19 protein-coding genes and 2 pseudogenes are annotated in these 25,102 nt (G+C 74.3%); 10 read left to right on the top strand and 11 right to left on the bottom strand.

The window, feature by feature from the left end; genetic code table 11:
* Positions 1–21: 21 nt before the first annotated feature.
* The 4 genes and pseudogenes from AC1WTP_RS12080 to AC1WTP_RS12065 all read right to left on the bottom strand — a co-directional run bounded on the left by AC1WTP_RS12080 (position 22) and on the right by AC1WTP_RS12065 (position 3,830).
* Positions 22–1,098: a beta family protein gene (locus tag AC1WTP_RS12080; protein ID WP_481649315.1), complete on the bottom strand. Its 1,077-nt coding sequence runs from the start codon at positions 1,096–1,098 to the stop codon at positions 22–24.
* A 126-nt stretch (positions 1,099–1,224) separates the two neighbouring features.
* The gene (locus tag AC1WTP_RS12075) at positions 1,225–1,761 is read right to left on the bottom strand and encodes a PepSY domain-containing protein (protein WP_481649314.1); all 537 of its coding nucleotides are present in this window, start codon (positions 1,759–1,761) and stop codon (positions 1,225–1,227) included.
* A gap of 103 nt (positions 1,762–1,864) precedes the next feature.
* Entirely contained in the window at positions 1,865–3,139 is a 1,275-nt protein-coding gene (locus AC1WTP_RS12070; protein ID WP_481649313.1) for a sensor histidine kinase, read from the bottom strand.
* A pseudogene (locus AC1WTP_RS12065) lies at positions 3,136–3,830 on the bottom strand (response regulator transcription factor). The gene AC1WTP_RS12070 and the pseudogene AC1WTP_RS12065 overlap by 4 nt, the downstream one beginning before the upstream one ends.
* Before the next feature lie 103 nt (positions 3,831–3,933).
* Between AC1WTP_RS12065 and AC1WTP_RS12060 the strand changes: the two are divergent.
* From AC1WTP_RS12060 to AC1WTP_RS12045, 4 genes are all read left to right on the top strand, one after another.
* Positions 3,934–4,395 (top strand): septum formation initiator, encoded by a 462-nt coding sequence (locus tag AC1WTP_RS12060; protein WP_481649312.1) that lies wholly within the window; start codon positions 3,934–3,936, stop codon positions 4,393–4,395.
* A 181-nt stretch (positions 4,396–4,576) separates the two neighbouring features.
* Positions 4,577–4,981: a hypothetical protein gene (locus AC1WTP_RS12055; protein ID WP_481649311.1), complete on the top strand. Its 405-nt coding sequence runs from the start codon at positions 4,577–4,579 to the stop codon at positions 4,979–4,981.
* Positions 4,982–5,239: 258 nt separating this feature from the next.
* The gene (locus AC1WTP_RS12050) at positions 5,240–5,632 is read left to right on the top strand and encodes a cupin domain-containing protein (RefSeq protein ID WP_088995725.1); all 393 of its coding nucleotides are present in this window, start codon (positions 5,240–5,242) and stop codon (positions 5,630–5,632) included.
* Between the two features lie 202 nt (positions 5,633–5,834).
* The gene (locus AC1WTP_RS12045) at positions 5,835–7,628 is read left to right on the top strand and encodes a glycoside hydrolase family 15 protein (RefSeq protein WP_481649310.1); all 1,794 of its coding nucleotides are present in this window, start codon (positions 5,835–5,837) and stop codon (positions 7,626–7,628) included.
* Positions 7,629–7,642: 14 nt separating this feature from the next.
* Here AC1WTP_RS12045 and AC1WTP_RS12040 read toward each other — a convergent pair.
* Both AC1WTP_RS12040 and AC1WTP_RS12035 read right to left on the bottom strand, forming a co-directional pair.
* Positions 7,643–8,834, bottom strand: a pseudogene (locus tag AC1WTP_RS12040) (threonine synthase).
* A gap of 16 nt (positions 8,835–8,850) precedes the next feature.
* A complete protein-coding gene (locus AC1WTP_RS12035; RefSeq protein ID WP_481649309.1) occupies positions 8,851–9,900 on the bottom strand; it encodes a DNA polymerase ligase N-terminal domain-containing protein in 1,050 nt (349 codons plus the stop codon).
* Positions 9,901–10,018: 118 nt separating this feature from the next.
* Here AC1WTP_RS12035 and AC1WTP_RS12030 point away from each other — a divergent pair, with 118 nt between their 5' ends.
* The 3 genes from AC1WTP_RS12030 (at position 10,019) to AC1WTP_RS12020 (ending at position 12,085) form a co-directional block, all read left to right on the top strand.
* Positions 10,019–10,804, top strand: a complete 786-nt coding sequence (locus AC1WTP_RS12030; RefSeq protein ID WP_481649308.1) for an aldo/keto reductase — start codon at positions 10,019–10,021, stop codon at positions 10,802–10,804.
* A gap of 151 nt (positions 10,805–10,955) precedes the next feature.
* A complete protein-coding gene (locus tag AC1WTP_RS12025) occupies positions 10,956–11,123 on the top strand; it encodes a hypothetical protein (protein ID WP_481649307.1) in 168 nt (55 codons plus the stop codon).
* Positions 11,123–12,085, top strand: a complete 963-nt coding sequence (locus AC1WTP_RS12020) for a golvesin C-terminal-like domain-containing protein (RefSeq protein ID WP_481649306.1) — start codon at positions 11,123–11,125, stop codon at positions 12,083–12,085. The genes AC1WTP_RS12025 and AC1WTP_RS12020 overlap by 1 nt, the downstream gene beginning before the upstream one ends.
* A gap of 50 nt (positions 12,086–12,135) precedes the next feature.
* Here AC1WTP_RS12020 and AC1WTP_RS12015 read toward each other — a convergent pair whose 3' ends face one another.
* A complete protein-coding gene (locus AC1WTP_RS12015; RefSeq protein WP_481649305.1) occupies positions 12,136–13,272 on the bottom strand; it encodes a glycoside hydrolase family 12 protein in 1,137 nt (378 codons plus the stop codon).
* A 304-nt stretch (positions 13,273–13,576) separates the two neighbouring features.
* Here AC1WTP_RS12015 and AC1WTP_RS12010 point away from each other — a divergent pair, with 304 nt between their 5' ends.
* Entirely contained in the window at positions 13,577–14,683 is a 1,107-nt protein-coding gene (locus AC1WTP_RS12010) for an FAD-dependent monooxygenase (protein ID WP_481649304.1), read from the top strand.
* A 165-nt stretch (positions 14,684–14,848) separates the two neighbouring features.
* The gene (gene ctaD / locus AC1WTP_RS12005) at positions 14,849–16,609 is read left to right on the top strand and encodes an aa3-type cytochrome oxidase subunit I (RefSeq protein ID WP_481649303.1); all 1,761 of its coding nucleotides are present in this window, start codon (positions 14,849–14,851) and stop codon (positions 16,607–16,609) included.
* A gap of 810 nt (positions 16,610–17,419) precedes the next feature.
* Here ctaD and AC1WTP_RS12000 read toward each other — a convergent pair.
* The 4 genes from AC1WTP_RS12000 to AC1WTP_RS11985 all read right to left on the bottom strand — a co-directional run bounded on the left by AC1WTP_RS12000 (position 17,420) and on the right by AC1WTP_RS11985 (position 23,332).
* Complete coding sequence (locus tag AC1WTP_RS12000; RefSeq protein WP_481649302.1) at positions 17,420–18,661, bottom strand: MFS transporter; 1,242 nt, start codon at positions 18,659–18,661, stop codon at positions 17,420–17,422.
* A gap of 65 nt (positions 18,662–18,726) precedes the next feature.
* Positions 18,727–19,308 (bottom strand): isochorismatase family protein, encoded by a 582-nt coding sequence (locus AC1WTP_RS11995; protein ID WP_481649301.1) that lies wholly within the window; start codon positions 19,306–19,308, stop codon positions 18,727–18,729.
* Positions 19,309–19,350: 42 nt separating this feature from the next.
* Complete coding sequence (locus AC1WTP_RS11990) at positions 19,351–20,637, bottom strand: nicotinate phosphoribosyltransferase (RefSeq protein ID WP_481649300.1); 1,287 nt, start codon at positions 20,635–20,637, stop codon at positions 19,351–19,353.
* A 16-nt stretch (positions 20,638–20,653) separates the two neighbouring features.
* Positions 20,654–23,332 carry a LuxR C-terminal-related transcriptional regulator gene (locus AC1WTP_RS11985; protein WP_481649299.1) on the bottom strand — a complete coding sequence of 893 codons (2,679 nt, stop codon included), beginning with the start codon at positions 23,330–23,332 and terminating at the stop codon, positions 20,654–20,656.
* A gap of 228 nt (positions 23,333–23,560) precedes the next feature.
* Here AC1WTP_RS11985 and AC1WTP_RS11980 point away from each other — a divergent pair, with 228 nt between their 5' ends.
* Positions 23,561–25,099 (top strand): P-loop NTPase family protein, encoded by a 1,539-nt coding sequence (locus tag AC1WTP_RS11980; RefSeq protein WP_481649298.1) that lies wholly within the window; start codon positions 23,561–23,563, stop codon positions 25,097–25,099.
* Positions 25,100–25,102 lie beyond the last annotated feature (3 nt).

Genomic DNA, 25,102 nt, shown 5'->3' with positions numbered 1-25,102 from the left:
CTGGTAGTCCGCCGGGCCCGGTCAGCCGGCCCGGCGGGTCTGCTCGCCCCGCGCCCGGGCCGGACGGCCCGGCGCCCCGGGCCGCGCTGGCCGGGCGTCCGGGCGCAGCAGCGTGGCCAGCACGTGCGCCAGGTGGTGCGAGGTGCTCCAGGCCGCCCAGTTGGTCGCCGAGCCGGCGCCGGCCACCCGCCGGGCGCGGCGGAGGAGTTCGTGGTCGCCCCAGGAGTAGGCCGCGCCGGCGGTGGGCCAGTGCGGCGCCGAGACCAGGGTGCGGCACAGGTCGGCGAACCGGTCGTCGCCCCGCCCGCCCCGCCGCGACCAGCGGTAGACCCACCACTCACCGTCGGCCGTGTAGCGCACGGTGGGCAGCCGGTCCGCCGGGTGGTCCGCCGCGGGCACGGCGGAGACCACCCCGTAGTCGCCGTAGCCGACGCCGAGGTCGGCCAGGCGCTGCCAGAGCAGCCAGTCCCAGCGCTCCAGGCGGACCGGTTCGTCGGTCGGGAGCCGGGACAGGCTCGGCGGCATCCCGCCGGCCGCCACGGTCACCGACCGCCAGGCGTGCCGGCGCGCCCAGTCCAGCAACCGGCGGACCCGCGGCTCGGCCACCCGCACGTCGGCCGGACAGCACACGTCGCCCGCGTCCACCAGCAGGTCGCACTGCTCGGGCACCAGCCGGGTGAACCGCCACACCCGCTCCACGGCACCGGTGGTGGCGTCCGGCCCTGCCCGGTCCTGGGCCACCCGCAGCCGCACCACCGCGCGGTGGGCGTACTCCCGGGCCGTCAGGCCGTGCGCGGCGAGCCGCCGGTCGCTGTCCGCGAGCCCCACCACCGGCACCAGCGGTACGCCCCACCGGACCAGCTCGGTCTCCGGCAGGTCGGGCAGGGCGCTGACGTCGACGGCCGGCACCAGACCCTCGGGCAACCGGCCGAGCGCGTCCAGTGTGTACGCGTCCGGTGTGGACACCAGCAGCATCGGGGCGAGCAGGGAAACGGCGACGCCGTCGAGGTGGCCGAGCGCTTCCAGCTCACCCCGCCGGCAGGCGAGGACGGGGCGGTAGACCGGTTCCGCCGCCCGACCCCCGTGGGCGGGCTCCATACCTCAGCCTAGGCCAGACATCGTCGATCGTCACCGGAACGTTCGGGTGGACGGCGCCGCGCGGCACACCGGTCCACGCCGGTGCCGCCGCCCGGCTGCACGAGGGGCGGCGGCACCGGTGCCGGCTCAGTCGTCGTCACCGTCGTCATCGTCGTCGTGGCCGGAGTCGTCGTCGCGGTCGTCGTCGGAGTCGTCGTCATCGTCGTCGACCGGCTCCTGCTCGGCCTTGACCACCGCGCCGGTCTCCCGGTCCACGTCGACCTCGTGCTCGGTCGCGCCGGCGAGAATCTCGACGCTCCACACCGGACGGCCGTGCTCCTGCTCCGCCTCGACCTCGGTGATCCGGCCGCCGCCGGCCGCGGCCAGCGCGATCTCGCCGGCCCGCTGCTGGTTCACCGCGTCGCCGCCGGTCGCCGGTGCGCCGCCGGTCGCGGCCGGGGAGCCGCTGGTCGGGTCGCCGGTGGGCGTGGCGCTGGTCGCGTCGTCGTCCGGGGTGCGGCTGCCGTCCGGGGTGCCGGCGGCGCTCGGCGCGGTCGTCGCGGCGGCCAGGGCGCTCGGCCCGGCCCGCTCGCCGTCGGCCGCCGCCGCGCCGAGGGCCACCCCGGTCACCGCGAGCACGGCTGCGGCGCCGAGCGACGCCAGGATCAGGGAGTTGCGCTTCATCTCGTCCACCTTTCCTCGGTTGCCGCTTACGAGGATCCGGCGGAACGGGATAGCGGCGCGCTGCCCGGACGCTAAGGCCGGGTTAAGGCCGACCGGCCCGGGTTCAGGCGGCCGGCGGGCCGAACGTGAGCAGCACCTCGGCGCCGCCGCCGGGGGTGCTGCCGAGCTCCAGCCGGCCGCCGCCGGCCTGGGCCGCCCGGCGGGCGATGTCCAACCCGAGACCGGTCGACCCGGCCTGGCTGGCGCCCCGCCGGACCGTACCGGCCGGGATCCCGGGGCCCTCGTCGGTGATGGCGAGCACCACCTGCCCCGCTTCCACGCCGAGCCGGACGCCGAACGCGGTGCCGTCCGGGGTGTGCGCGAAGACGTTGCCGAGCAGCGCGTCCACGGCGGCGGCCAACTCGTCGGCGGGCACGGCGACCGGCAGCGGCCCGGGGGCCAGGTCGAGGGTGACCGCCCGTCCGGTGTCCTCGGCCAGCACCGACCAGAAGGCGACCCGCTCGGCCACGATCGCGGCCGCGTCCGCGACCGCGGCGCCCGCCGCCGGCGCCCGCCAGCGGGCCTGCCGGATCAGGCCGGTGACCGCCCGTTCCAGCCCGTCCACCGCCGCGGTGACCCGGGCCGCCTCCTGTGCGTCGCGCAGCGACTCGGCCTCCAGCCGCAGCGCGGTCAGCGGCGTGCGCAGCCGGTGCGACAGGTCCGCCACCCGCTCGCGTTCCTGCGCCAGCAACACCTGGATCCGCCCGGCCAGGTGGTTCAGGGCGCCGGCCACCTCCCGCAGCTCGGCCGGCCCCGCGGGTTCCACCCGGGCGTCCAGTTCGGCGCCGGCCAGCCGGTGCGACACCGCGGAGAGCTCGCTGATCGGCCGGACCAGGGTGCGCGCCAGCCGGTCCGCGACGGCCAGCCCGATCACCACCAGCAGCGCCCCGAGCAGGGCCAGCACCAGCCAGGACCGGGTCACCCCGGCGCTCAGCTCGGCGCGCGGGACCACCGTTCGGATCACCCCGGTGCCGTCCGGCCGGCCCTGCACCGCGATCACCACCTCCCGGCCCCGCGCCGACTCCGCGGTCAGGCTGCGCCCCCGCTCGGCCAGGGCCACCGCCGGCGTACGCGGGGCGGGAGCGCCGAGCACGGTGCCGTCCGGGAGGAAGACGCTGACCGGGCGGCCGGACTCGGCGGCGAGCTGCTCGACGGTCAGCCGGATCGTCTCCGGATCCTCCGTCCCCACCACCGGCACCAGGCTCTGCACGTCCGCGGTCGCCCGGACGGTGGCCCGGTCCTCGGCGACCGTACGCACCAGCAGCGCCAGCGGCACCAGGAAGGCGACCAGGGTGAGCACGCTGACCGCGGCCACCAGCAGCGCCAGTCGCGCCCTCACCCGGCCTCCCCGGGCGACTCCAGCCGTACCCCGACCCCGCGCACGGTGTGCAGGTACCGGGGCTGCTGCGCGCTCTCGCCCAGCTTGCGGCGCAGCCAGGACAGGTGCACGTCGACGGTCTTGTCCGCGCCGCCGTACGGGATCTGCCAGACCTCGGTGAGCAGCTCCCGTTTGGTGACCACCTCGCCCGGCCGACCGGCCAGGTGGTGCAGCAGGTCGAACTCGCGCGGGGTCAGCTCGACCGGTCGGCCGTCCAGGCTCACCTGGCGGGACCGGGGGTCGATCCGCAGCCCGCCGACGACCAGCGTCGGGTGGTCCGGGCCGGCGCCGGCCGGACCGCGGCGCAGCACCGCCCGGATCCGCGCGTGAGTTGGGCGGCGGTGAACGGCTTGACCACGTAGTCGTCGGCGCCCGCGTCCAGGACCCGGACGATCTCGGTCTCGTCGTCGCGGGCGGTGGCCACGATCACCGGCACCACGCTGACCGCCCGCAGCATCCGCAGCAGCTCGCGCCCGTCCAGATCGGGCAGCCCGAGGTCGAGCACGACCAGGTCGGGCCGGTCGTCGAGAGCGTCGCGCAGGCCGGTCATAGCGGTCGACGCGGCCGCCACCGCGTGCCCGCGCTCGCGCAGCGCCCGGATCAGCGGCGTCCGGATCGTCAGGTCGTCCTCGATGAGCAGCAGGCGGGCCACAGCTGGCAGGCTATCCGCCGCCGGCTGGTCCGGCGGTCGCCGTTAACCCTCCCTTAGGGTCGTCCGGTGCCACGCCCAACCGTGGATCGGGGATAGTCGGGTGATGCGCCGCCGTTCGATCCTCGCCGTGGCCGGGTGGCTGGCCACCGCCGCGCTCGCCACCCTGATCGGGCTGGCCGCGATCCGGCTGGTGGGGGAGAGCATCACCGGCACCCCGGGCGGGGTGCTCAGCCAGCGGGAGGTCGAGCGGGCACTGGCCTCCGCCGAGCCGCCCGCCGCGTCGCCGGGCGGGGCGTCGCCCGCGCCGCCCACCGGTGCCGCGTCGCCGAGCGGGCCGGCCGCGGGTCGGCGGATGTTCACCACCGCCGGCGGCACCGCGACGGCCGAGTGCGTGCCCGGCGGGGTGTGGCTGGTGTCCTGGGCGCCGGCCCAGGGCTACCGGGTCGGCGAGGTCGACCGTGGGCCGGACGACGACGTCGAGGTGACCTTCGAGGGCCCGGCCGGCGAGTACGAGCTGAAGGTGCGCTGCGTGGGGCGGGAACCGGTGGCCGCTCCCGACGACTGACCCGGCACCGGCGCTGACCTGCGGCGGAACCGGTCGAGTGTCCATGATCGGACAGCGGCCGGCCTGGTTGCCGGATCGGTCGCGACATACGTTCGGTGACAAAGGGTGTGATCGGCGATGATTCTCCCTTGCCGCAACAACTGCCTCATGGCCGCCTGACCGGGCGGCCCGGGAGGGCACGATGTCCAGCCCCAGGTCCCGGCGCGGGCCGGCACAGCCCGATCCGGGGGACGACGACACCGCCCGTGCCGACGCGGAGGTCACCACCTGCGCCACCGTCGGCCTGCCCGCGACCGCGCGGGTGCTCTTCGCGGTGGTGACCGCCGACGGCGACCTGATCCGCGGGCTCGGCGCGGCGCAGGCCACCCGCCTCGCGCGGGGCAAATACCAGGTCATCTTCGACCAGGACGTGACCGCCGCCGGGTACGTGGGAACGATCGGACTGCCCGGCAGCGCCGGTGTCGCGCCCTCGGGCCAGGTGGCCGTGGCCGGCCGCACCGGAATCCCGAACGGCGTCTTCGTCTCCACCTTCGCCGGCGACGGCAGCGTCGCGGACCGGCCGTTCCACCTGACGGTGCTCTCCTGACCGGTCGGCGATCCTCCGGTCGCGCAGACGAGCGCACGGCGCCGCTCGACCCGGGTCGAAACGTCGCCGCGCTCTGGCCGTCTCCCGCCACCGCAGCCGTACGGCGGTACGTCAGCGGGGACCTGGCTCGACCGGCCCGCTGCACCGGTCAAGGGTCTCGATCCCCGTCCTCGGGGGAACCAAACCTCGATTCAGTGGCAAATTCCACCATCTGCCAGTCCCGGCGTGACGCGGGGCCGGACCGGGTATGAGCGCGGCATGGAGCATTTCACGATCGCGACCGTCGCCGAGAAGAGCCCGGACTTCCGGCGGGTGCTGTGGACCGGTGCGCACACCCAGCTGGTGATCATGACGATTCCGCCGGGCGGTGAGATCGGCGAGGAGGTGCACGAGGACATCGACCAGATCCTGACCTTCGTCAGCGGCACCGGCGAGGCCCGGGTCGCGGGCGAGAAGCGCGAGGTCGTCCAGGGCGACCTGGTGGTGGTGCCGGCGGGCACGAAACACAACTTCGTCAACACCGGGCCGAACCCGCTGGTCCTGTACACCGTCTACGGCCCGCCGGAGCACGCCGACCAGGCGGTGCACCGCACCAAGGAGGAGGCCGACGCGGCGGAGGCCGCCGGCGAGGACGAGCCGCCCACCTCCTGAACGGGTCGGGCAGCGGTACGGCCACCCGGGTCGGGACGCCGCGGCGCGGTGCGGCTCGCCAGGTGGGTGTCCGGAAGGCCTGATGACTCTGAGGGGCGCGGCAGCCCACCAGGTACCCCGTGGACCCGGCGGGGGCCGCGCCAGCTCGTGCGGGTCGCCACGGCCCTCGTCTGAGGCGGGTGGATCCGGGTACCCGCAGCGGGTGACCCAGCCGGCGATCTCCGACTACGGTTTCCTCTCCGACTGCCGCTCCGGCGCGCTGGTCGGCCGGGACGGCTCGATCGACTGGTGGTGCCCGGACCGGTTCGACTCCCCGTCGGTCTTCGGCCGGCTCCTCGGTCCCCGCGCCGGGCACTGGCTCCTGGCGCCGGTCGCCGCCGGCCGGCCCGGGCACCGGGTGGAGCGCTCCTACCGGCCGGACACGCTGGTGCTGCGCACCGTGCACCACACGCCCGAGGGCAGCGTCGCGGTGACCGACGCGCTCGCCGCCGAGCTCGGCGCCCGCGGGCACCAGTTGGGCATGAACTCCCCGGCGGTGCTGGTGCGGGTGGTCGAGGGGCTCAGTGGCCGGGTGCGGATGCAGCTCGACTGCTGCCCCCGGCCGGACTACGGGCTGCTGACCCCGTACCTGCACGACCAGCCGGACGGCGGGGTGCTGGCCGCGTGCGGCTCGGTGACCCTGACGCTGCGCTGCCCGGACCTGCCGCTGCACGCCGGCCAGGACCGGGTCCGGCAGGAGTTCGAGGTCTCCGGCGGTGACGTGGTCGGCTTCGACCTGGCGTACGGGCACGCCTACGGGAGCCCGCCGGCGCGCCTGGACCCGGCCGTCGCGCTCGCCGAGACGGTGCAGGCGTGGGAGGCCTACCGGGAGGCGCACAACTATCCCGGCCGCTACACGGAGCTGGTCCGGCACAGCGCGACCGTGCTGACCGGGCTGACGTACGCCCGCAGCGGGTCGGTGGCCGCGGCGCTCACCACCTCGCTGCCCGAAGAGCTCGGCGGCGACCGCAACTACGACTACCGCTGCTCCTGGCTGCGCGACTTCGCGATGACCCTGCGCGCCTTCTGGGTGGCCGCCTGCCCGCACGAGGCGTCCCGCCTCTTCGCCTGGGTGGCCCGCTCGATCGGCCAGGTCGGGGACACGCCGGTGCCGGTGATGTTCGGCCTGGAGGGGGAGCGGGACCTCTCCGAGCACGAACTCGTGCACCTGCCCGGCTACGCCGGCAGCTCGCCGGTGCGGGTCGGCAACGACGCCTGGCGGCAACGCCAGCTGGACGTCCCGGGTGAGGTGATCTCGGCGGTCTGGCAGCTGCGCGACTACCTCGGCACCAGCTTCGAGAAGGAACTGCGCGAGATGGTGCTCGGGCTGACCGAGCAGGTGGCCGCCACCTGGCACCTGCCCGACCGGGGGATCTGGGAGATCCGGGACGTCGAGCGGCACTACCTGTCGTCGAAGGTGCTCTGCTGGGCGGCCATGGACAAGGCGGTGGCGCTGGCGCCCCGGCTCGGCGACCGTGCCGACCCCCGGCGCTGGGCCGCGATCCGGGACGAGATCCGGGACACCGTGCTGCGCGAGGGCTGGAACGACCGGATCGGCGCGTACACCGGAGCCTTCGGCTCGACCGAGCTGGACGCCTCGGCGCTCTTCCTGCCGGTGGTGCACTTCCTGCCGGCGACCGACCCGCGGATGCGCGCCACCATCGAGGCGGTCGAGCGGGAACTGGGCACCCCCGACGGGCTGGTGCGGCGCTGGAACACCGATCCGGCCGGCTTCCTGCTCTGCTCGTTCTGGCTGGTGGAGTGCCTGGTGCTGGCCGGTGAGCGGGAGCGCGGCCAGCGGCTGTTCGAGCGGGTGATCGAGCACACCAACGACCTGGGCCTGCTCAGCGAGCAGATCGACCTGAGCAGCGGCGCGCAGTTGGGCAACACGCCGCAGGCGCTTTCGCACATCGGTCTGATCAACGCGGCCTGGCGGCTCACCGACCCGTCCAGCTAGTGACGTCGGCGCCGTCAGGCCAGCACCGGCACCCCGGCCACGTCCACCGTCTCCGGGTACTTCAGGCCGGCGCCGGTGTTGAGCACCACCACCCGTTCGCCGGCCCGGATCCACCCGCCCGCCCGCAACTGCCGGGCGGCGGTGAGGCAGGCCGCCCCCTCCGGGCAGAGCAGCAGCCCCTCGCGGGCGGCGAAGTCCCGCAGGTCGCCCAGGATCTCGGCGTCCTCGACCGCCACCGCGGTGCCGCCGCTGGCCCGCAGCGCGGCCAGGATCAGTTCGTCGCCGAGCGGGGCCGGCACGGTGATGCCGAACGCCACGGTCCGGGCGTCCGCCCAGGGCCGCGCCCGGTCCTCCCCGGCGGCGAAGGCCCGCACGACCGGCGCGCACCCGGTCGACTGCACCGCCACCAGTCGGGGCAGCCGGTCGCCGATCCAGCCCAGCTCGTGCAGCTCGTGCAGCGCCTTGTGGATGCCGATCAGCCCCACCCCGCCGCCGGTCGGGTAGATGATCACGTCGGGCACCTGCCAGCCGAGCTGCTCGACGATCTCGTACCCCATGGTCTTCTTGCCCTCCAGCCGGTACGGCTCGCGCAGCGTGCCGGCGTCGAAGAACCGCGCCCGCCGACCCGGCCACCAGCTCGGCCACCAGCCGGCCGGCGTCGCTGATCAGCCCGTCGACCAGGCGCAGGTCGGCGCCGGCGGCCACGCACTCCCGCCGGCAGATGCCCGGCGCGTCCACCGGCATGACGATCGTCGCGCCCATCCCGGCCCGGGCCGCGTAGGTCGCCCAGGCGGCGCCCGCGTTGCCGTTGGTCGGCATGGCGATCCGTTGCACGCCCAGCTCCCGCGCCCGGCTCACGCCCACCGCCGCGCCGCGCGCCTTGAACGACCCGGTCGGGGTCAACCCCTCGTCCTTGACCAGCAGCTCCGGGATGCCGATCTCCGCCCCGTACGCCGGGGCGTGCAGCAGCGGCGTCCACCCCTCGCCCAGCGTGGTCACGTGCCGCGGATCGGCCACCGGCAACAGTTCGCGGTAGCGCCACAGGTCGGCCGGGCGCAGCCCGAACCGCTCCGGCGTGACCACCTCGGCCACCGCGGCCAGGTCGTAGCGGGCCAGCAGCGGGGAACCGCAGTCGCAGAGGTTGCGCGGCTTGCCGGCGTCGTGTTCCCGGCCGCAGCGCGGGCACTCCAGATGGGTCAGGTACACATCGCTCCTCGCCGTCTCAGCCCGTGTCGATGCTCAGCCAGCGCCGGCTGCGTCGGCCCGGTTCGTAGACCGAGTCGAGTCGCTTGGCCACGACCCCGGGCAGCCCCTGCTCGCGCCCGGTGCGCAGGGCCTCGGCGCCGGTGCCGGGAAACCAGGGCGGAGTCTGCCAGTGCGCTCCGGTCAGCGCCAGGCCGTCGAGCAGCTCCCGGCGCTGCGCGTACGGCAGGTCGACGCTGGTCACCCCCTCCAGCCAGAGCAGATCGAAGATCAGGTACTGGGCGTCCGCGGTGGCCCGCCCGCCGCGTGCCGGCCGTACCCGGCCGGCGGTGTCGATCCGCACCAGCACGCCGTCCAGCACCGCCTCGGTGGGCGCCAGCTCCTCGGCCAGCTCCCGCAGCCAGGGGTACGAACCGGTGACTTCCTCGTCGGTCTCGGAGAGCAGCCGCAGCCGGCCGCCGGAGACGTACGCGACCGCGCGCACCCCGTCCCAGCGCAGCTCGTACCCCCACTGCGCCTCGTCCCGGGGCAGCTTCCCGCCGGGGGTGGGGTGCATCGGGCGGACCAGCTCCGGCATGCTCGTCCAGCCCTCCGGGGGCGGGTCGGTCCGCCGGACCATCCAGTCCTTGCCGTCCTTGCCGCCGGTGGCGAAGAGGACGTACCGGCCGCTGGTCCGCTCGCCGTCGAGCACGACGATCACCTCGTCGTCGCGCCACTTCTCCAGCCGGTACGTGCCCCGGTCGTGGATGGTCATCCGGCCGCCGCCGTACTCGCCGGCCGGGATCTCGCCGTGGAAGGTCAGGTATTCCATCGGGTGGTCCTCGGTGTGCACGGCGAGGTGGTTGCGGCCGGGGTCCCGGGGCAGGCCACGCGGCACCGCCCAGGAGGCGAGCACCCCCTCGTGCTCCAGCCGCAGGTCCCAGTGCAGGCTGCGGGCGTGGTGCTGCTGGATGACGAAGCGGGCGGTGCCGTCGGCCGGCTTCTTCCGGCGGGGGGCGCGCCGCGGCACCGGCTCCGGGGTGCGCGCCGCGTCCCGCTTGCGCCGGTACTCCTCCAGCCGGTCGGCCACATCCGCATTCTCCGGCAATCCGGCCCGGTTCGCCGGCCGGCGGTGCCGGCTGACCGCCGACCGCCCGGATGCCCGAATCCCGGGCATGTCGCGGACGATCACGGGTAGAACCGTCGGCATGGACCTCGACCAGCCCACCATCCCGCTCCCGGGCGAGGTGCGGATGCCCCTGCTCGGCTTCGGCACCTGGCAGGCCACCGGCAGGGCCGCGTACGACGCGGTGCTGGCCGCGCTGGACGCCGGCTACCGGCACGTCGACACCGCCACCATGTACCGCAACGAGGAGGAGGTCGGCCGGGCGGTGCAGGAGAGCGGGCTGCGCCGCGAGGACGTCTTCCTCACCACTAAGCTGCTGCCCGACGACGTGGGCCGCGAGCGGGCGGCCATCGAGGCGAGCCTGCGCGCCCTCGGCGTCGACCACGTCGACCTGTGGCTGGTGCACTGGCCGCCGTCGAACCCGGCCGACAGCATCCCGGTCTGGCGCGAGATGCTCGCCGCCCGCGACGAGGGGCTGGCCCGCGCGGTCGGGGTGAGCAACTACAGCACCGCGCAGATCGACGAGCTGATCCAGGCGACCGAGGAGAGCCCGGCGGTCAACCAGATCCCCTGGAGCCCCTTCCTGTACGACCGGCAGCGGCACATCGAGCACCGGGACCGGGGCGTGGTGCTGGAGGGCTACAGCCCGTTCAAGCGCAGCGACCTGTCCGATCCGGTGCTCAGCCGGATCGCGGCCGCGCACGACGTCTCCCCGGCCCAGGTGGTGCTCCGCTGGCACATCGACCACGAGATCGTGGTGATCCCGAAGTCGGTGACGCCGGACCGGATCCGGGCCAACGCGGACGTCTTCCGGTTCGCGCTCACCGCCGAGGAGATGCGCGACATCGACGCGCTCGGCACCGCCTGAGCGGCCGTCCGCCGCCCGGGTTTTTGCCAATTTCCTTCAGCCGAGCCTTCGGCAGTGAAGGGTATCGACATAGACGCTCGTGACGATATACCGTGCGCGTCACGACGATCGTCGATCCGTCGGACCCCTCCGCCCCCGCTGAAGGAGCGCCATGGCCACGTCCCGAACCATCCGTCTGCGGCGCCGAGGTCTGCTCGGCATCCCCGCCCTGGCGGCCGCCGCGCTGACCGCCGCTGCCGTGCGGCCCGCCCCGGCGGGCGCCGCCCCGCTCGCCGCGCCGAAGCCCGAGTGCCTCGCCGACCTGCTCGGGGAGTCCTGATGGCCACCATTCCCTGGCTGGTGGACGTGCTGCGCTCGGCCGGCGTCCAGGTCGTCGTCGAGGGTGACTGGCTCAACCGGATGCGCCCCGGCTCGTTCGACCCGATCGGGGTGCTGTGGCACCACACCGCGGCCACCTCCAGCGCCACCAACCCGCACCCGGCGCTGAACATCTGCATCAACGGCCGGTCCGACCTGCCGGGCCCGCTCTGCCAGGCCCTGGTCGACTACCACGGCGTCTTCCACGTCATCTCCGCCGGTCGCTGCAACCACGCGGGCACCGCCAGGGCCAGCGGGCCCATCCCGGCCGGTGACGGCAACACCATGCTGATCGGTTGGGAGATCGACTACAACGGCGTCAACCAGGAGATGACCGCGGCGCAGTACAACGCCTCCATCGCGGCCACCGCGGCCGTGCTGAAGCGGCTGGGCCGGGACGCCAGCTACGCCCGGGGCCACCGGGAGACCAGCACCACCGGCAAGATCGACCCGTCCTTCATCGACCTGAACGTGATGCGGGCCGACGTCGCCGCCAAGATGGCCGGCGGCACGGCGTGGTCCTCGGTGGTGGACAACACCACCGCCGGCCGGTTCACCGCCAGTGCCAACTGGGGGGTGTCGTCGTACTCGGGGCAGCGCTACGGCACCGACTACCGCTTCGCCGACCCGGTCCTGGCCAGCGACGCCGCCTGGTACAAGTTCAACGTGCCGGAGGCCGGCAACTACCGGGTCGACGCCTGGTGGCCGGCGAACGCCGGCTACAACGCCTCGACCCCGTACATCATCGCCACGTCGAGCGGGAACCAGACGGTCCACGTCGACCAGCGGGTGACCGGCGGGCAGTGGCGGATCCTCGGCACCTTCGCGCTGCCGGCCGGGGACGCCAACCGGGTCGCGGTGAGCCGGTGGAGCTCGGCCAGCGGGCTGATCATCGCCGACGCCGTCCGGCTCACCCGGGTCTGACGGGTGCGGGCGGCGGCTCCGCGAACGCGAGGCCGCCGCCCGCCGATCGGTCAGCTGCGGGAGCAGGCGACGCCGTTGAGGGAGAAACTGGTGGGCGAGGAGTACGCCCCGCTCAGCGTGCCCTGGTAGCCGAAGCTCGCCGTGCCGCCCGGTGCGATCGAGCCGTTCCAGCTCAGGTTCCGCGCGGTCACCGTCGACCCGCTCTGGCTCACCGTGGCGTTCCAGGCGCTGGTCACCTGCTGCCCGGCGGGCAGGGAGTAGGTCAGCGTCCAACCGTTGACCGCGCTCGACCCGGTGTTGGTGATCTGCACGTCGGCGGTGAAGCCGTTGTTCCACGCGTTGGGCGTGTACTTCACCGCGCAACCCGAGCCGCCCGGCGGCGGAGTGGTCGGCGGGGGCGTGGTCGGCGGCGGGGTGGTCGGGTTGCCGCCGCCGTTGACCGCCGCCGAGAACGAGGTCACCGCCAGCCCGACGCCACCCTGCCAGGGCTCGAAGCCGGCCTGGATGCTGGTCAGGTACCAGGAGTTGGTGATCGCGCCGCGGTTGCGCACGTCGTTGATGAAGTCGAGCACGCTGAAGCTCAGGCTGCTGATCGCCGACGGCGCCACGTACGAGACGACGTTGTTGGAGCCGTTGCTGCCCCGCCAGACCTCCCAGGTGCGCCCGGCCAGCGTGGCGGTGCCGACCGGCGAGCCGATGGGCTGGATGGAGCCCTGCCGGTTGAGCCAGATCATGATCTCCATCTGGTTCACCCCGTCCCGCTTCGGCGTCGGGTCCAGCCAGATGTCGTACGAGGCGTTGTAGGTCGCGCCGCTGACGTACCGGTAGGTGATGCTGCTGGTGGCGCTGCTGATCTGGCTCACCTGGATCGGCAGGTTGGTGCCGGGGGAGCAGTTCGTGTAGTGGCAGCCCAGGTAGACCGACGGGTACGCGGTCGGGGCGCCGTTGGTGGGGTTGCTGCCGTTCTGGGTGGTGATCTCGAAGCCGGTGTCGGTGACGTTGATGCACTGCTGGGCGGTGGTGCCCCAGCGGTTGTTCTGCACCACGTACCGGCCCTGGATGGTGGTCGAGCCGTACTGCTCGCAGATCTGGGTGTCGGCGGAGGCGGTGCCGCCGAGGGCCACGGCGACGATCGAGCCGGCGGCGAGCAGGCCGGCCGCCGCGAGGGCCCGGAGTGGACGTTTCATGATGCTCCTTGGCATACGGCGCATGGACGCCGGACATGTCGGACGAGGACCGGACGGGAGCGCTCCCACGCTTCGTCGACACATTTACACTTCTGAAACTCTGGCGCAATGGCCCTGCGGTATTGGTGGCGAAAGTGAGGTTTGTCACGCTGGCGACACGCGGTCGGCAGGTGTCGTCCAGCCGACCGTCGCCACCGGCCGAGGAGTGTCACGCGTGGACCGATTGACTCTGGTGTGAGTCGGTAGCGCCGAGTAGTGTCTTGCCTCCAACGCGTGCCGAACCCCTCCGGAGGCGTACACCACCATGGGTGGCTCTCCCCTGCGCATCCTCGTCGTCGGCGCGGGCATCGCCGGTCTGGCCGTGGCCCGGGCGCTGCGGATGGCGGGCTTCCGGCCCGACGTCACCGAGAAGCTTCCCCCGGGCGAACTCACCGACACCGGTCTCTACCTACCGGGCAACGCCGCCCGGGCGCTACGCCGGCTGGACCTCGACGGACCGGTCCGCCCGCTCGGCCAGGTCATCCACCGGCAGCGGTTCCTCGACGCGGCCGGGGCCCCGCTCTGCGAGGTCGACCTCGACGCCCTCTGGGCCGGCGTCGGCGAGTGCCGCGCCCTGCCCCGGGGCGAACTGCACCGGGTGCTGCTCACCGGGGCCGGCGGCGCCGTCCGGCACGGCGCCGAGGTCCGCACCATCGACCTGCTCCCCGCCGGCGTCGGCGTCACCTTCGTCGACGGCACCACCGCCGAGTACGACCTGGTGATCGGCGCCGACGGGCCGCGCTCCTCGATCCGTACCCTCGCCGCCCTCGGCGGCCCGCCCCGCCCCACCGGCCAGGTCGTCTACCGGGGAGTGGTCCGCGACGGCCCGCCGGTTGCCGAGTGGACCGCGCTGCTCGGGCAGCGGGCCGGCTTCCTGGTGGTGCCGATCGGCGCCGGCCGGCTGCACTGCTACGCCGACGAGACCGGCGTCGAGCCGCCGGCCGACCCGCTGGCCCGGCTGCACGAGCTCTTCGGCTCGTACGGCGGCCCGGTGCCGGCCGTGCTGGAGTCGCTGGAGCACGTGCACGTCGGGATCACCGACGAGGTCGAACTGGGGCGCTGGTCCCGGGGTCGGGTGCTGCTGGTCGGCGACGCCGCGCACGCCACCGCGCCGACGCTGTCCCAGGGCGCCGCGATGGCCCTGGAGGACGCCGTGGTGCTCGCCGAGTCGCTGCGCATGGCCGGCAGCGTGGAGGCGGCGCTGACCGCGTACGAGAGTCGCCGCCGCCCGCGTACCCGATGGGTGCGGGACCGGACCCGGGACCGCAACCGGACCCGGGACGTCCCGCCGGCGCTGCGCGACCCGCTGCTGCGCGGCCGTGGCGGCCGGATCTTCGGCGAGCACTACCGGCTGCTGCTCGGCCCGCTCTAGCGGCGCGACCGGGGCCGACCGGTCCCCGTCGCCGGGCCGGGGGGCGGAGGGTACCCGGCCACCCCACGCGGCGCTGCCACCTGCCGGGGACTATCCTCCTTGCGGATGACGGCCCGCAGACAACAGCGCGTGCCGAGCGGGACAACCGAGAACCGGAGGCCACTCGTGACCACCGTCGCACCCAAGCCGGTCGTGACCCGGCCCTGGCCGGTCCGAACGCCGGTCAAGGGGTCGGCCATCGCGCGGCTGCTGCGTACCACGGACGCGAAGCAGATCGGGATCATGTACATGGTCACCGCGTTCGCGTTCTTCATGATCGGCGGCCTGATGGCCCTGGTCATGCGGGCCGAGCTGGCCCGGCCCGGGCTGCAGTTCCTGTCGCCCGAGCAGTACAACCAGCTGTTCACCATGCACGGCACGATCATGCTGCTGTTCTTCGCGACGCCGATCGTGTTCGCCTTCGCCAACTACATCGTGCCGATCCAGATCGGCGCGCCGGACGTCTCGTTCCCGCGGCTCAACAGCTTCGCGTACTGGCTGTACCTCTTCGGCGGCACCATGGCCACCGCCGGCTTCATCACCCCGGGCGGCGCGGCCGACTTCGGCTGGTTCGCCTACGCCCCGCTGAGCAGCGTGGAGCACTCCCCGGGTGTCGGCGCCAACATGTGGATCATGGGTCTGGCCATCTCCGGTCTGGGCACCATCCTCGGCGCGGTCAACATGATCACCACGGTGCTCACCCTGCGCGCCCCGGGCATGACGATGTTCCGGATGCCCATCTTCACCTGGAACATCCTGGTCACCAGCCTCCTGGTGATCCTGGTCTTCCCGCTGCTGGCCGCCGCGCTCTTCGCGCTCGCCGCGGACCGCCTCATGGGCGCCCACGTCTACGACCCGGCGACCGGCGGGCCGATGCTCTGGCAGCACCTGTTCTGGTTCTTCGGCCACCCCGAGGTGTACATCGTCGCGCTGCCGTTCTTCGGCATCATCAGCGAGATCATCCCGGTCTTCTCCCGCAAGCCGATCTTCGGCTACAAGGGCCTGGTCGCCGCGACCCTCGCCATCGCCGCCCTGTCGATGAGCGTCTGGGCGCACCACATGTTCGCCACCGGCCAGGTGCTGCTGCCGTTCTTCAGCTTCCTGAGCTTCCTGATCGCCGTGCCCACCGGTATGAAGTTCTTCAACTGGATCGGCACCATGTGGCGCGGCCAGATCAGCTTCGAGTCGCCGATGCTCTGGTCGATCGGCTTCCTGGTGACGTTCCTCTTCGGCGGCCTCACCGGCGTGCTGCTGGCCAGCCCGCCGCTGGACTTCCACGTCTCCGACTCGTACTTCGTGGTGGCGCACTTCCACTACGTGCTCTTCGGCACGATCGTGTTCGCGGTCTTCGCCGGCATCTACTTCTGGTTCCCGAAGATGTTCGGCCGGATGCTCGACGAGCGCCTCGGCAAGGTGCACTTCTGGCTGACCATGATCGGCTTCCACACCACGTTCCTGGTGCAGCACTGGCTGGGCAGCGAGGGCATGCCGCGGCGGTACGCCGACTACCTGCCCGGCGACGGCTTCACCACGCTGAACATGATCTCCACCGTCGGTGCCTTCATCACCGGTATCTCGACGCTGCCGTTCATCTACAACTGCTGGAAGTCGTACAAGGCCGGTCCGGTCGTCGAGGTCGACGACCCCTGGGGCCACGGCAACTCCCTGGAGTGGGCGACCAGCTCGCCGCCGCCGCTGCGCAACTTCGACCGGATGCCGCGGATCCGCTCCGAGCGGCCGGCGTTCGACCTGAAGTTCCCCGAGCTGGCTGCCGGTGGCCAGAGCCTGGCCGGCCCGCCCGAGGGTGGCGCCAAGCCGCTGACCAGCGAGTCCGACGGCGGAGCCCGCTACACCGAGGACACCGCCAGCAACATCGACCGCAACTGACGCTCAGCTCCACCACGACGGGCGCCGCCCCCCACCCGGGGGACGGCGCCCGTCGCCGTCGCGGGACGCCCTCGGCGGGGCCTACGGCATCCGCGCCGTCGAAACGGCGCCGGGCCTGCCACCCCACTGCTCGACGTGCCCTATGCCGGCCGGCCGCGCGCCGTGCCGTATGTCGGCGACCACGCGACGTGTCGTATGTGGGCCGGCCACGCGATGTGCCGCGATGGGTGCGCGTGACCAGCCGCCTGACACGGAGAGCGATCTCGCCGGGGACGGTCGCGCCGATGAGCGTGATACCTCAGAGTCATCGATATGACTCTGAGGTATCGCCCTAGTGAGCACCTCGTCTCCTGCGGCGGCCGGACCGCGTGACCCCTCGGGTGCCAAGGGCGCATGGTGGCGGCCGTCGTCCGCTCGTTCGGCCGGCACCGTGCCGGTCGCCTGCCACCGGTAACGCCGGCCAACAGGTCGTGTCGGTCATTCATGGCCATCTGCCTGCGAGGAATGCCCGTCAACCGGCTGGCGCCCGCCGCATGCGGGGCGATGCGGCGCCGACGCCGGAGAGAACGGGCGCCACTTGCCCGGCCGCGGGCCGCTCCGGAAACCGGGGCGCCGCTGCCCTGCCGCGTGCCACTCCGGAACCGGGGTGCCGCATACCCCGGTCCGGGTCGGACGGCGCGGTCCGGGGCGTGCGGCTTCGGAAGCGGGGGTGCCCCATGCCCCGGTCCGGGTCGGACGGCGCGGTCCGGGCGTGCCGCTCTGGAAGCCGGGGCGCCGCATGCCCCGGTCCGGTCGGACGGCGCGGTCCGGTCAGGCGCTGGCGGTGGCCAGTTCGGCGTCGGGCGTGTCGGGCGCGTCGGGCACGGGCGGCGCCGGCGGGGTCGCGGCGCGGCGGCGGCGCAGCTCGATCGGGAGCACGACCAGCGCCACCAGCGCGCCGATCGCGCCGGTCACCGCGAAGCCCCAGAGCGGCGCCGAGGCGTCGATCACCGCGCCGGCCAGCGGGGCGCCCACCGCGATGCCGACGGTGACCGCCGAGCCGTGCAGGCCCATCGCCTCACCCCGGACCGATGTCGGGGCGAGCCGGCTCACCGCGTCGGAGGTGGCGGCGATGGTGGGCGCGCAGAGCATGCCGGCCGGGATCAACGCCAGGCCGAGCAGCCACCAGTGCGAGCCACCCAGGCCCACCGGGATGGTGAAGAGGCTGAGAGCGGCCATCAGCGCCAGCGGGGAGAAGGAGCGGCGCACCGCTCCGTACGCGAAGCCGCCGATCAGCGAGGCGACCGCCCAGATGGCCAGCACGGCGCCGGTCCAGCCGACCTCGCCGCTGTCCCGCAGCACCGCGACCACCGCCACGTCGGTGCCGCCGAGCACCAGGGTGCCGGCGGTGCTGACCGCCAGCACGGCGAGCAGCCGCGGGGTGATCCAGGCCCGGCGGGGCAGCTTCGGCTGCGGGCCGGCCGGCTCGTCGGCGCCCCGGACGGGCGGGTTGAGCAGCCAGAACGCCACGCCGGAGGCGACGATCCCGGCGCCGACCAGGTAGAGGGTGGTGCGGGCGGAGATGGCGGTGACCGCCGCCACGGCGAGCGCCGGGCCCACCATGAACGACAGCTCCACCGACATGGAGTCCAGCGCGTACGCCGGGCGTCGCCGCTCGGCCGGCACCAGCGCGGCGATGGACTGCCGGACCACCGAGAAGATCGGCAGGGCCAGCATCCCGGCCACGAACGCCGCCGGCAGCAGCAGCGGGTAGGACAGCATCGGCGCGGTCGACCAGAAGATCGCCTCCACGATGCCGGTCAGCACCAGCACCGGCCGCAGGCCCCGGCGGTCCACCAGCCGGCCGAGCAGCGGGCCGCCGATCGCCGCGCCCACGGTGATCGCCGTGCCGACCAGGCCGGCCGCACCGTAGCCCCGACCGAGGTCGAGCACGACGAAGAAGGTCAGCGTGACGCCGGTCGCGGTGAGTGGGACGCGCGCGAGCACCGACACCAGCAGCAGCGACCGGAGACCGGGCAGGGCGAGCGCCGCCCGGTAAGGCTTCAAGTTCATGTCGGTGCGTACCTCCGCCCGACATCCTCGACCGGGGGTACGACACCCGCCAACCATTTACCGCCTCATGCGGCCCTGATCACAGGCTTCCCGCGCAGGGTGACCCCGGCGCCGTCCAGCGACCGCAGCGCCACGTCGGTGGTGTCCGGGGCGACCCCGGCGGTCAGGTCCAGCAGCACCGTGGTGGCGAAGCCCTCCTCGGCGGCGTCCAGGGCGGTGGCCCGGACGCAGTGGTCGGTGGCGATCCCGACCAGTTCCACCGAGTCGACGCCGTGCCGGCGGAGCCAGTCGGCCAGGCACTCGCCGGAGTCGGTGTGCCCCTCGAAGCCCGAGTACGCGGCCGCGTGCTCGCCCTTGTGGAAGATCGCCTCGACCCGGTCGGTCGCCAGGTCGGGGTGGAACTCCGAGCCCGGGGTGCCCACCACGCAGTGCCGCGGCCACGTGTCCACGAAGTTCGGCGGATCGCCGAAGTGCGCGCCCGGGTCGATGTGGTAGTCCTTCGTCGCCACCACGTGGTCCCAGCGGTCCGGCTCGGTGGCGAGCAGCCGGCTGATGCCGGCCGCCACGCCGGCGCCGCCGCCGACCGCCAGCGACCCGCCCTCGCAGAAGTCGTTCTGCACGTCCACGATGATCAGCGCGTTGCCCACCAGGGTGCTCCTTTCCTCGTCCGGTCCGCTGGCGCGACCGGTTCAGTCCGCGGGTACGACGGTGACCGGCACGGCCGGGTCTCCGGCGGAGAGCTTCAGCCCCTCCCAGGGGATGGAGATCAGGCACTGCCGCAGGTGCTCCCGGGACTCGTCCAGCGTCGGCAGGCTGACCGGCTCGCCCCCGGTGAGGAACGGCCGCTGCAGCAGCCGGTCGTTCGGCTGCCGCTCCGGCTCGCCCTGCGGGACGATGACCTCCTCGGTGGCGGTGCCGGTCGGCTTGTGCCGCCGGACGGCCACCTTCCGGCCGCCGATGGTGGCCTTGCGCTCGGAGCGCTTCACCACCGCGCGCCCCTCGACCTCGACCAGTTTGTAGACCAGGCCGGCGGTCGGCGCGCCGGAGCCGGTCACCACCGAGGTGCCCGCGCCGTACATGTCGACCGGCTCGGCGGCGAGCGCGGCGATCGAGTACTCGTCCAGGTCGCCGGAGACGATGATCTTCGTCTCGGTGGCACCGAGCGAGTCGAGCAGCTCCCGGGACTGCTGGGCGATCACCGCCAGGTCGCCGGAGTCGATCCGGACGGCCCGCAGCTCCGGCCCGGCCACCGAGATCGCGTTGCGGATGCCCTGGGTGATGTCGTACGTGTCGACCAGCAGGGTGGTGTCCTTGCCCAGCGTGGCGACCTGCGAGGCGAACGCCGCCCGCTCGTCGTCGTGCAGCAGGGTGAACGCGTGCGCCGCGGTGCCCGCGGTCGGGATGCCGTACCGCTGCCCGGCGGCCAGGTTGGAGGTGAACCGGAAGCCGGCCAGGTACGCGGCCCGGGCGGCGGCCACCGCCGCCTCCTCGTGCGCCCGCCGGGAGCCCATCTCGATCAGCGTGCGCCCGCGGGCCGCGGTCACCATCCGCGCGGCCGCGGCCGCCACCGCGCAGTCGTGGTTGAGCACGGAGAGCACCAGCGTCTCCAGCACCACGCACTCGGCGAAGCCGCCGGAGACGGTGAGGATCGGCGAGCCGGGGAAGAAGAGCTCGCCCTCGGCGTACCCGTGGACGTCGCCGGTGAAGCGGTAGTCCCGCAGCCAGGCGGCGGCCTGCTCGTCGACCACCCCGGCGCGGCGCAGGAAGTCGATCTCGTCGGCGTCGAAGCGGAAATCGCGGATCAGCTCGACCAGCCGGCCGGTGCCGGCGACCACGCCGTAGCGGCGGCCGGTGGGCAGCCGCCGGGTGAACACCTCGAACACGCAGCGGCGGTCGGCGGTGCCGTCGCGCAGGGCGGCGCTGATCATCGTCAGCTCGTAGTGGTCGGTCAGCAGCGCGGGGCGGAGGGTGCTCACCGGCCCAGCCTAGAGTTCACTCCGGCTCGCCGCCCTCGTGGCCCGGGATCGCCCGCAGCGCCGCGCGCAGCTCGGCCCGGCCGGTCACGCCGAGCTTGCTGTAGATGCGCTGGAGGTGGTTCTCCACGGTGCGCACCGAGAGGTAGAGCCGCTCGGCGATGGCCCGACTGCTCGCCCCGTCCGCGGCGAGCCGGGCCACCTGCCACTCCCGCTCGGTCAACGACGGCATCCCGGCCTGCAACGCCGGGGTGCGGATCAGGTCGCAGCGGCCGAGCAGGGCGGCCAGGCGTTCCCGGGCCACCGCCGCGGCCGGGGACCGCTGCTCGCGCAGCCGGTGCAGGGCGGCGGCGGTCGCCTCGGCGGCGTAGACCGCGAGTTCCAGCGCGGCGAAGCCGTCGGCGACCGCCAGCAGCTCGTCGGCGGAGCCGCCCCCGGCGGCCCGGGCGTGCCGGGCCAGCAGCGGCGGCAGCACCCCGTCCACCCGCTCGGAGAGTTCGGCCAGCCGCTGTGCGACGGTGCGCCGGCTGCCGTCGGAGCAGGTCGGGCCGACCTGGGCGCCGGCCTGGTCGAGCCGGACCAGGTCGTGCAGCACGTGCACCTCGTGACCGGCGAACCCGTCGGTGCGCAGCCGCTCGGCCAGCTCGGTCAGCTGCTTGACCGCCCCGGGCACGTCGCCGCCGACGGCGAGCACCGCGCCGCGTGCCTGCTCCAACCAGGGGTAGAGCACCGCCATGCTGGGCGCGTGGGTCCGGTCGGCCTCGGCCATCGCCTCGGCCGCCTGCGCCGCGTCGCCCCGCAGCGCCGCCGCCTGGGCCCGTTCGGCCTGCGCCAGGCCGGCGTAGACCCGGCTGGTCGCCAGCACCGCGCAGGCGCCGAGGCTGGTGCGCAGCGCGGTGTCGCTCTGCCCGCGCAGCCGGGCCGCGTACGCCTGGAGGATGGCCAGGTAGCCGGTGCCGAGCCGGAAGTCGCCCGCGCCGGCCAGGTCGGCGAACTCGTCGGCCACGATCGCGTCGATCCCGGCCAGGTCGCCGGCGAGCGCCAGCCGGGTGCCGCGGGCCAGCTCCAGGGCCAGTTGCAGGTACGGCATGTCGGCCCGCCACCGGGCCGCCTCGGCCTGCACCTGGTTGATCGCGGTGGCGCTGCGGCGCAGCTGCCCCTGCGCGGCCTGCAGGTAGGCGACGGTGCTGCGGGCCAGCTCCCGGGCCGCGACGCTGGCCGCCGGCCGGTCCAGGACGGTCTGCCCGAGCCGCAGCGCGATGCCGGTGTCCAGCCGGTGCAGCCGCATGATGCCCTCGAAGGCGAGCACCCGGGCCTGGTCGGCGGAGTCCTTCAGGGCGGCGCCGCGGGCGGAGATCTCCTCCACCGTGGATTCCCGGCTCAGGCCCCAGTAGCTGACCATGCCGTGCACCGTCAGCCAGCGGCTGAGCCGCCGGTCGCCCTCGATGTCGGCGGAGACCGCGTCGAGCACCTCGATCGCCTCCTCCGGCCGGTCGGCGAACATCAGGATGGTGGCCAGCAGCTCCGCGGCGTCGAACCCGCCACCCGCCTCCAGCGCCGCGCGGGCCAGCCGGGTCGCCAGCGGTACGTCGTACCGGGCGAACGCCTGCCCGGCCGCGTCGAGCAGCATCGCCGGGTCCTGCGCGGTGCCCGAGTCGAGCCGCCAGACCGCCACCCGGAGCAGGTCGTCACGGCGGCGCTTGCCGACCTGCTCCAGCAGCTCGGCCAGCCGGGCCTGCAACCGGCGGGTCCGGCTGACCGGGCACTGCCGGCGCATCACCTCGCCGTAGAGCGGGTGGGCCAGCCGGACGTTGAGCCGCCGGTCGTGCTGGACCATCGTGATCAGCCCGCGCTCCTCGGCGGTCTCCACGTCGACCGGGTCGACGGCCTGGTTGAGCAGGTGCAGGCCGAGCGGCTCGCCGAAGGCCACCAGCTCGACCACCGCCCGTACGCCGGGGGTGAGCTGGCCGATCCGGGTGTCGATCAGGTCGGTCAGGCTGGGTGCCAGCTCGAACCGGCCGGTCCACTTCCAGATCCCGTACGTGCGGGTCAGCTCGCCGCTGCCGGCGGCGGCGTGCACCAGCTCGCGCAGCAGCAGCGGGTTGCCGGCGGAGAGCCGGCCCAGCCGGTCGGCGGAGGCGGCGTCGACCGGCCCCTCCAGGATGGCGGCGAGCAGCCCGGCGGTGTCGGCCGGCGCCATCGGGCTCAGCTCGGCGTGGTCGACCAGGTCGTCCGTCCAGAGTGCCCGGATGGGCAGCGGGATCTGCTCGCCGTTGCGCAGCGTGCCGATCACGATGGCGTTCTCGGCCCGGGCGACCAGGTGCACCAGCGCGGCCGACGGCGGGTCCAGCAGGTGGGCGTCGTCGATGGCGAGCACGATCCGGCGGCCGGCGGCCTGCTGTTGCAGCACGTCCACCGCCCAGCGCAGGATGCCGGCGGGGGAGAGGCCCTGCGGCTGCTCGGCCGGCAGCACCTGGACCAGCCCGCCGAACGGCAGCGCGGCGGTGGTCGCGCTGGCCGCGATGGACCAGACCGCGTACCCGTCGCGGGGCAGCGCGGCGACCCCCTCCCGCAGCAGCCGGCTCTTGCCGATCCCCGCGTTGCCGCTGAAGAAGATCCCACGCCCCTCCGTGCCGGTCACCGCCGACAGCAGACGGTTGAGCTCATCCGTGCGGCCGACGAACCTCCACCGACTCATCCGGGCAGCATATCGACCGGATTCCGTCCGCGCGCAGATCGTCACGCTGCGAAGTTGAGTAATCTCGTGATTACTGCTGAGTATCCGAAGTGTTCCGCCGGGGGGTGCGGCCGCCCGTCTCTTCCGGCATCCGGGTGTCATAACCGGATTTTCCGCGCGACCGGTTGCCGCCGGTCGCCTGCCACGGGAGGCCGCGTGACAGTGCCGGGTCCTCTCCCCTCGGTCGACATGCCCGACGACACGGCCGGGCGAGCCGACCTGCCGCAGTGCGGGCGGTTGCCCACCCGGATCGGGGTGACCGAGCCGAGCCCACAGGAACCGCTGGCCGTGGTCGCGGCCGGGCCCGCCGGCGCCGGTCGGCCGGAGGCGCTCGCCCGGCTGCTGCGGGTGCAGCGGGGGATGCTCGCCGTGCCGGCGGGCAGCTGGCTGGTGGTGCGACACGCCAAGGTCTCGACGCGGGCCGCCTACGTGCCCGGCTACCGGCAGCCGCACGCCTACGGCGCCGACCCGCTCGCCGCGGGCCCGGCACTCGCCCGGCCGCCGCGGCGGGTGGAGCTGAGCCTGTCCGATCCGCTGCTGCGGCACTTCAACCTGGTCGACACGCCGGACACCGGGGCCCTCGGCGCGGCGGGCGGCCGGGTGCTGCTCGACGCGGTGGGCCGCGCCGGCGCGCTGCTCTTCGTGATCGCCGCCGACCAGGCGTTCACCGCCGTGGAGCTCAACCTGCTCGCCGAGGTCGCCCGGGCCGAGGTCGAGGTCTTCTTCGCGGTCACCCCGGGCACCACCGGCTGGGCCCCGGTGCCGGAGAGCGCGGCGACGACGGAGGACGCGGGGGCGTCCGTCCCGCCGGCCGGCACCGGGGCCGCCCCGCACGGTCCCGGCGCCGAGACGGTGGACCCGGTCGCGGTCACCGTCGAGGCGCACCGGGCGGCCCTGCTGTCCGCGGTGCCCGCGCTGGCCGAGGCCCGCTGGTTCCCGGTCCGCGACGACGAGGGCGCCGACCTCCGCCGGGCCCTGGTCGGCTGGGCCGCCGACGAGGGGCTGCGCCGGGCCAGCGCCGAGCCGCCGGTGCTGCCCGGCGCGCACGGCCGGGTGCCGGTGCTCGCCGAGCCGGGCGACTGGTCCGAGGGGCTCGACCGGCGGGCCCGCTCCTGCGCCCGGCGGATCCGCCAGCACCTCGCGCTGGAGCTGGCCAACACCCACCTGCGGGTGGTGCAGGAGATCGTCTTCGGGGTCGGCTGTGCCGGCCTGCCGCAGCTGCTCGACCGCGAGATGGAGGCGCTGTCGCTGCTGGCCACCGCCCAGTGCGACCAGGCCGTGCGGGGCATCGTCGAGGAGTGCGGCGCGCTGGTCTTCGGCGGGCCGCTGCCCGAGGGGGTCCGTCGACGGATCCTCGCCGCGGTGCGCTGGGGCCTGGCCGACCACCCCGCCGGCCAGGACCTGGACCGCGTGCTGCTGGTCACCAGCACGGCCGGGGTCGCCGGGCTGACCGGGGCAGCGGCCATCGACGCGCTCGCCGGCTACCCCGGCGCGGCCCGGGCCGAGGTGCTGCCGCCGGTCGCGGTGGCGCTCTCCGGCGGCTGCTGGCAGCACTGGCGCAGTCCCGGCAACGACGACCCCAACGCCGCCCGCGCCTGGGCCCAGCGGGCGCTGCGCGAGATCGAGCTGGAGCTGTCCCGGGAGATCTCCCGGCGGTTCGAGGTGGTCCGTCTCTCGCTGGGAGCGGTGCTGGCCGATGCGGTCGACCACGGCATCCTGCTCGCCTGACGG

The sequence above is a fragment of the Micromonospora sp. R311 genome, from assembly GCF_056780015.1.
The sequence above is the reverse complement of the archived record's forward strand: the minus strand, read 5'-3'. Positions and strand labels throughout refer to the sequence as shown.

Excerpts from the sequence above, each read along its gene's own strand:
- AC1WTP_RS11980 (WP_481649298.1), top strand. The coding sequence starts at position 23,561 with ATGCCCGACGACACGGCCGGGCGAGCCGACCTGCCGCAGTGCGGGCGG.
- AC1WTP_RS12015 (WP_481649305.1), bottom strand. The coding sequence starts at position 13,272 with ATGAAACGTCCACTCCGGGCCCTCGCGGCGGCCGGCCTGCTCGCCGCC.
- AC1WTP_RS12080 (WP_481649315.1), bottom strand. The coding sequence starts at position 1,098 with ATGGAGCCCGCCCACGGGGGTCGGGCGGCGGAACCGGTCTACCGCCCC.
- AC1WTP_RS12010 (WP_481649304.1), top strand. The coding sequence starts at position 13,577 with ATGGGTGGCTCTCCCCTGCGCATCCTCGTCGTCGGCGCGGGCATCGCC.
- AC1WTP_RS12020 (WP_481649306.1), top strand. The coding sequence starts at position 11,123 with ATGGCCACCATTCCCTGGCTGGTGGACGTGCTGCGCTCGGCCGGCGTC.
- AC1WTP_RS12055 (WP_481649311.1), top strand. The coding sequence starts at position 4,577 with ATGTCCAGCCCCAGGTCCCGGCGCGGGCCGGCACAGCCCGATCCGGGG.
- AC1WTP_RS12060 (WP_481649312.1), top strand. The coding sequence starts at position 3,934 with ATGCGCCGCCGTTCGATCCTCGCCGTGGCCGGGTGGCTGGCCACCGCC.
- AC1WTP_RS12025 (WP_481649307.1), top strand. The coding sequence starts at position 10,956 with ATGGCCACGTCCCGAACCATCCGTCTGCGGCGCCGAGGTCTGCTCGGC.
- AC1WTP_RS12030 (WP_481649308.1), top strand. The coding sequence starts at position 10,019 with ATGGACCTCGACCAGCCCACCATCCCGCTCCCGGGCGAGGTGCGGATG.
- AC1WTP_RS12000 (WP_481649302.1), bottom strand. The coding sequence starts at position 18,661 with ATGAACTTGAAGCCTTACCGGGCGGCGCTCGCCCTGCCCGGTCTCCGG.
- AC1WTP_RS11985 (WP_481649299.1), bottom strand. The coding sequence starts at position 23,332 with ATGAGTCGGTGGAGGTTCGTCGGCCGCACGGATGAGCTCAACCGTCTG.
- AC1WTP_RS12075 (WP_481649314.1), bottom strand. The coding sequence starts at position 1,761 with ATGAAGCGCAACTCCCTGATCCTGGCGTCGCTCGGCGCCGCAGCCGTG.
- AC1WTP_RS12050 (WP_088995725.1), top strand. The coding sequence starts at position 5,240 with ATGGAGCATTTCACGATCGCGACCGTCGCCGAGAAGAGCCCGGACTTC.